5 protein-coding genes are annotated in these 6,448 nt (G+C 75.2%); 1 reads left to right on the top strand and 4 read right to left on the bottom strand.

Annotated elements, in window-relative coordinates:
* Positions 1-95 precede the first annotated feature (95 nt).
* The 3 genes from ACI78U_RS24635 to ACI78U_RS24645 are packed head-to-tail and all read right to left on the bottom strand — an operon-like array spanning position 96 to position 4,945.
* Positions 96-1,247: an acyl-CoA dehydrogenase family protein gene (locus tag ACI78U_RS24635; RefSeq protein ID WP_456878081.1), complete on the bottom strand. Its 1,152-nt coding sequence runs from the start codon at positions 1,245-1,247 to the stop codon at positions 96-98.
* A 1-nt stretch (position 1,248) separates the two neighbouring features.
* Entirely contained in the window at positions 1,249-3,249 is a 2,001-nt protein-coding gene (locus tag ACI78U_RS24640; protein ID WP_456878082.1) for an ATP-binding protein, read from the bottom strand.
* Between the two features lie 43 nt (positions 3,250-3,292).
* Complete coding sequence (locus tag ACI78U_RS24645) at positions 3,293-4,945, bottom strand: carboxyl transferase domain-containing protein (protein WP_456878083.1); 1,653 nt, start codon at positions 4,943-4,945, stop codon at positions 3,293-3,295.
* Positions 4,946-4,991: 46 nt separating this feature from the next.
* Here ACI78U_RS24645 and ACI78U_RS24650 point away from each other — a divergent pair, with 46 nt between their 5' ends.
* Positions 4,992-5,603, top strand: coding sequence for an SACE_7040 family transcriptional regulator (locus tag ACI78U_RS24650; protein WP_456878084.1), 612 nt, complete (start codon positions 4,992-4,994; stop codon positions 5,601-5,603).
* A gap of 72 nt (positions 5,604-5,675) precedes the next feature.
* Here ACI78U_RS24650 and ACI78U_RS24655 read toward each other — a convergent pair whose 3' ends face one another.
* The gene (locus ACI78U_RS24655) at positions 5,676-6,257 is read right to left on the bottom strand and encodes a dihydrofolate reductase family protein (RefSeq protein WP_456878085.1); all 582 of its coding nucleotides are present in this window, start codon (positions 6,255-6,257) and stop codon (positions 5,676-5,678) included.
* Positions 6,258-6,448 lie beyond the last annotated feature (191 nt).

Here is a 6,448-nt window from a genome sequence, read left to right on the forward strand (position 1 = left end):
CCCCCCGCCCCCGCCCCCCCCGGCCCCCCCCCCCCCCCCCCCCCCCCCCCCCCCCCCCCCCCCCCGCGGGCCCCCCCCCCCGACGCGCGCGGGGCTCAGAGCCCGAGCTGGCGGGCGATGAGCATCAGCTGCACCTCGGTGGTGCCCTCGCCGACCTCGAGGATCTTCGAGTCCCGGTAGTGCCGGGAGACGAGGTACTCGTTCATGAAGCCGTAGCCGCCGTGCACCTGGGTGGCGTCGCGGGCGTTGTCCATGGCGGCCTCGCCGGCCACGAGCTTGGCCACCGCCGCCTCCTTCTTGAACGGCAGGCCGGCGAGCATCTTGGCCGCGGCGTCGTAGTAGGCGGCCCGCGCGGCCATCACCCGCGCCTCCATCCGGGCGATCTTGAAGGCGATCGCCTGGTTCGCCGCGATCGGCCGGCCGAACGCCGAGCGCTCCCGCGCGTACCTCACGCTCTCGTCGACGCAGCCCTGGGCGGCCCCGACCGCCAGCGCGGCGATCGCGATCCGGCCCTCGTCGAGGATCGACAGGAAGTTGGCGTAGCCGCGGCCGCGCTGCCCGAGCAGGTTCTCCTCGGGCACCCGGACGTCGTCGAAGGACAGCGGGTGGGTGTCGCTGGCGTGCCAGCCGACCTTGTCGTAGGCCGGCTCGGCGGTGAAGCCCGGCGTGGGCACCGGCACGAGGATCGAGCTGATCTCCTTGCGGCCGTCGGCGAGCTCCCCGGTGACGGCCGTGACGGTGACCAGCCGGGTGATGTCGGTGCCGGAGTTGGTGATGAACGCCTTGCTGCCGTTGATGACCCACTGCCCGTCGGTGAGCACGGCGGTGGTGCGGGTCCCGCCGGCGTCGCTGCCGGCGCCGGCCTCGGTGAGGCCGAACGCGCCGAGGGCCTCGCCGCTGGTCAGCAGCGGCAGCCACTGCTGCTTCTGTTCCTCGGTGCCGAACCGGTACACCGGCATCGCGCCCAGCGAGCAGCCGGCCTCGAGGGTGATCGCGACGCTCTGGTCGACTCGGGCCAGCTCCTCGATGGCCAGGCACAGGGCGAAGTAGTCCCCGCCCATGCCGCCGTACTCCTCGGGGAAGGGCAGCCCGAACAGGCCCATCTCGGCCATGCCGCGGACCACCTCGTACGGGAAGGTCTCGTCGCGGTCGTGCTGGTACGAGACCGGCGCGACGACCTCGCGGGCGAACTCCTCGACGGTCTTGCGCAGCTGCTGCTGCTCGTCGGTCAGGCGGGTGTCGAGCACGTCAGGACTCCTCGGGCGCGGTGCTGTCGGTGGTGCGGGGGTGGACGACGGCGAGCTCCTGGTCGAGGGCGACCTGGTCACCGACGCGGACGGAGACGTCGACGGTGCCGTCGGCGGGCGCGGTGAGCGTGTGCTCCATCTTCATGGCCTCGACGACGACGAGCGGGGCGTCCTGCGCGACCTCGGCGCCGGACGCGACGTGCACGGCGACGACCGTGCCGGGCAGCGGGCTGCGCACCGTGCGGTCGGCGGTGTCGGCGCCGGCGTGCAGCCGCGCGGGCGGCAGCTCGGTCAGCGCGTACGTGCCGCCGTCGACGTGCACCCAGGTGGTGGCGCCCTCGACGGCGGTGCGCGCGGACGTGGTGGCGCCGTCGACGGTGAGCAGCAGCCCGCCGTCGACCACCTCACCGGACACCTCGTGCTCGCCGCCGTCGCCGACCTGCAGCCGGGTGCCGCCGGTCAGCGTGACGGTCAGCCGCGACCCGCCGGGCCCGGCGAGGTCCCAGCGCATCGGCGCGCGGCGCCCGCCGGTCCGCCAGCCGCTGGGCACCGCCCAGGGGTCGACGAGGGGGCCGGCCGGGCGCAGCGCAGCGAGCCGGGACAGCGCGAGCGCGGCGTAGGCCGCCACCGGGACCTCGGCGGTGGTCAGGGCGTCGAGCTCGCGCTCGACCAGGCCGGTGTCCAGCCGGCCGGCGCGGACCTCGGGGTGGGCGAGCAGCGCGCGCAGGAAACCGGTGTTGGTGCCGACGCCGAGGACGACGGTGCCCGCCAGCGCCCGGTCCAGCCGGGACAGGGCAGCGGCGCGGTCGGGGCCGTGCGCGATCACCTTGGCCAGCATCGGGTCGTAGCTGGTGCCGACGACCTGCCCCTCGAGCAGGCCGCTGTCGACGCGCACGCCCGGCCCGGCCGGCTCGGCGAGGACCACCGCGGTGCCGCCGGTGGGGAGGAAGCCGCGCGCGGGGTCCTCGGCGTAGAGCCGCGCCTCGACGGCGTGCCCGGTCAGCGCGACGTCGTCCTGGCCGAGGGCGAGCCGCTCGCCGGCCGCCACCCGCAGCTGCTGCTCGACCAGGTCGACCCCGGTGACCAGCTCGGTCACCGGGTGCTCGACCTGCAGCCGGGTGTTCATCTCCATGAAGAACGGCTCGTCGGGCGCCTCGCCCGCGACGATGAACTCCACGGTGCCGGCGCCGGTGTAGTCGACGGCGCGGGCGACCTCGCAGGCCAGCGCCCCGTACCGGGCCCGCTGCTCCGGCGTGAGCAGCGGGGAGGGGGCCTCCTCGACGATCTTCTGGTGCCGGCGCTGCAGCGAGCACTCCCGCTCGCCCAGGTGCAGCACGGTGCCGTGGGTGTCGGCGAGCACCTGCACCTCGACGTGCCGTGGGTCGGTGACGAACCGCTCGAGGAACAGCGTGTCGTCGCCGAAGCTCGCGGCCGCCTCGCGGCGGGCGGAGACCAGCGCGGCGGGCAGGTCGGCCGCGGCGTGCACCAGCCGCATGCCCTTGCCGCCCCCGCCGGCCGAGGGCTTGACCAGCACCGGGTAGCCGACCTCGGCGGCCGCGGCCACGAGGTCGTCGTCGGTCATGCCGAGGTCGGTGCGCCCGGGGACGACGGGGACGCCGGCTGCGCTGACGGTCTGCTTGGCCCGGATCTTGTCGCCCATGATCTCGACCGCCTTGGCGGGCGGGCCGACGAAGACCAGCCCGGCATCGGCGCAGGCCTGCGCGAAGGCGGTGTTCTCCGAGAGGAACCCGTAGCCGGGGTGTACGGCCTGGGCGCCGGTGCGCGCCGCGGCGTCGAGCAGCCGCTCGATCGACAGGTAGGACTGCGCGGCCGGGGCGGGGCCCAGCCGCACGGCGACGTCGGCCTCGCGGACGTGCCGGGCCCCGGCGTCGGCGTCGGAGAAGACGGCGACGCTGCGGATGCCCAGCCGGCGGAGGGTCGCGACGACGCGGACGGCGATCTCGCCCCGGTTGGCGACGAGGACGGTGTCGAACACGTTCACCTGCTCATCTCAGGAGGTGCCATTACCGCGACAAGGGCCACGACTACATCCGGAAGACGCCGTAGGAGACCGGCGCGAGCGGCGCGTTCGCGCACGCCGACAGCGCCAGGCCGAGGACGGTGCGGGTGTCGAGGGGGTCGACGACCCCGTCGTCCCAGAGGCGCGCGGTCGCGTACCAGGCGTTGCCCTGGCGCTCGTACTGCGCGCGGATCGGCTCCTTGAACGCCTCCTCGTCCTCGGCGCTCCAGGCGTCGCCGAGCTGGTCGCGGCGCACGGTGGCGAGCACCGAGGCGGCCTGCTCCCCGCCCATGACGGAGATGCGGGCGCCGGGCCAGGTGAAGAGGAAGCGGGGGGAGTAGGCCCGGCCGCACATCGAGTAGTTGCCGGCGCCGAACGAGCCGCCGATGACGACGGTCAGCTTGGGCACCCGGGCGCAGGCGACGGCGGTGACCATCTTCGCGCCGTGCTTGGCGATGCCGCCGGCCTCGTAGTCGCGGCCGACCATGAAGCCGGTGATGTTCTGCAGGAACAGCAGCGGGATCGACCGCTGGTCGCACAGCTCGATGAAGTGCGCGCCCTTGAGCGCCGACTCGCCGAACAGCACGCCGTTGTTGGCCACGATGCCGACCGGGTGCCCCTGCACGTGCGCGAAGCCGCAGACCAGCGTCGACCCGTAGAGCGCCTTGAACTCGCTGAACCGGCTGCCGTCGACGATCCGGGCGATGACCTCCCGGACGTCGTAGGGCGTGCGCGGGTCGGCCGGGACGACGCCGGGCAGCTCGGCGGGGTCGAGGGCGGGCTCCTCGGCCGGCCGCACGTCCCAGGGGCGCGGGGTGCGCGGGCCGAGCGTGCCGACGATGTCGCGGACGATCCGCAGCGCGTGCGCGTCGTCGTCGGCGAGGTGGTCGGTGACGCCGGAGGTGCGGCTGTGCAGCAGCCCGCCGCCGAGGTCCTCGGCGCTGACGACCTCGCCGGTGGCGGCCTTCACCAGCGGCGGGCCGCCCAGGAAGATCGTGCCCTGGTCGCGGACGATCACCGCCTCGTCGGCCATCGCCGGCACGTAGGCGCCGCCGGCGGTGCACGAGCCCAGGACGGCGGCGATCTGCGGGATGCCCTGCGCGCTCATCGTGGCCTGGTTGAAGAAGATCCGGCCGAAGTGCTCGCGGTCGGGGAACACCTCGTCCTGCATCGGCAGGAAGGCGCCGCCGGAGTCGACGAGGTAGACGCAGGGCAGCCGGTTCTGCAGCGCCACCTCCTGCGCCCGCAGGTGCTTCTTCACCGTCATCGGGTAGTAGGTCCCGCCCTTGACGGTGGCGTCGTTGGCCACGACGACGACCTCGCGGCCGCTGACCCGCCCGACGCCGGTGATGATCCCGGCGCCCGGCGCGTCGCCGTCGTACATGCCGTCGGCGGCCAGCGGCGACAGCTCCAGGAACGGGCTGCCCGGGTCGAGGAGGGTGTCCACCCGGTCGCGGGGGAGCAGCTTGCCGCGGGCCACGTGCCGCTCGCGGGTGCGCTCGGGACCACCGAGGGCCGCGGCCGCCAGCTTGTCGTGCAGCTGCGCGCGCAGCTCCTCCTGGGTGGCGGCGTTGCGGGCGAAGGTCTCGCCGCGGACGTCGACCCGGGAGGTCAGCACCGCGCCGGTGTCGACACCTGCCGGGACGCGCTCCGACGAGTTAACCGCAGTTAACGTCACGGTGGTCACGTTAACCGACGTTCACTCCCGCCGCTACCATCCCCCCATGACGGGCTCGGTGACCGGCGCTGAGGTCGACACCGCGCTGTCGGCCGACGCCGCCCGCCCGTCGCGGCGCGAGCAGATCCTCCGGGCGGCCGCGCAGCTGTTCGCCGAGCGCGGCTCCCGGTCGGTGGGGGTCGACGACGTCGGCGCCGCCGTCGGGGTGACCGGCCCGGCCATCTACCGGCACTTCGCGAGCAAGGACGCGATGCTCGCCGAGATGCTCGAGGGCATCAGCCGGCGGCTGCTCGACGGCGCGCGGGAGCGGGTGGCCGCGGCCGGCCCCGACCCGGTCGCCCAGCTGCGCGCGCTGGTCGCCTTCCAGGTGGACTTCGCGCTGGACAACCCGGCGCTGATCACGGTGCAGGACCGCGACCTGGGCTCGCTGCCGGTCGACGACGCCGCGCGGGTGCGCCGGCTGCAGCGCCGCTACGTCGAGGTGTGGGTCGAGGTGCTCGCCCGGCTGCGCCCGGAGGAGGGCACCGCCGCCAGCCGGGCCCGCGCGCACGCCGTCTTCGGGCTGGTCAACTCCACCCCGCACAGCGCCGGGCGGGTGTCCCGGGCGGAGATGGCCGCCCTGCTCGCCGCCATGGCCGAGGCCGCCGCGACCGCCTGAGCGGGTGCGCCGACGCCGCGTTCCGGGCGTTCGAACACGGGGTCGGCGCACACGCTCCCGCGGCGCACGCGCTCAGCCGTGCAGGGTGGGCCGGTAGACCAGCTCCTGGGTGGAGCCGTCGAGCGTCCGGCTCTCGACCAGCTCGAGGTCGAAGTCGGCCGCCCCGGCGAAGACCGGCTCGGTCCCCGTCCGGCCGGTGATCACGGGGAAGATCGTCACCTGCACGCGGTCGACCAGGCCCGCGGCCATCAGCGCCCGGTTCAGCGACAGGCTGCCGTGCGAGCGCAGTGGCACCGCCGACTCCTCCTTGAGCCGGGCGACGACGTCGACGGCGTCGCCGCGCACGAGGGTCGCGTCCGGCCAGTCGAGGGGGCCCTCCAGCGTCGTCGAGAGCACCGTCGTCGGCAGGTTCTTCATCGCGGTGTTCACCGGGTCACCGCCACCCGGGTCCTCCGAGGCCGGGCGCAGGTACTCCACGAACTGCCGGAAGGTGGTCGCGCCCAGGACCATCCGCTGCTCCTGCTCGTACTGGGCCAGGCGCCGGTCGAGGAACTCGGGGCCGTGCTTGCCCCAGTAGCCGCCCCAGTCGCCGCCGCTGAAGGAGGCGAAGCCGTCGAGGGTGCAGAGGACGTCGAAGGTGTACGTGGCGGTCACGGTGGGCGCTCCTCGGGTGCGGTCGACCGGTGTGGGGTGCAGACCGGGGACCGCGCCGGGAGTCATCGCCGCCGGGCCGCCCGAGGGTGGGGGGGGGGGGGGGGGGCGCCGCCGGGGGGGGGGGGGGGGGGGGGGGGGGGAGGGGGGGGGGGGGGGGGGGGGGGGGGGGCGGGGGGGGGGGGCGGCGGGCC

Source organism: Geodermatophilus sp. SYSU D00710 (assembly GCF_054050195.1).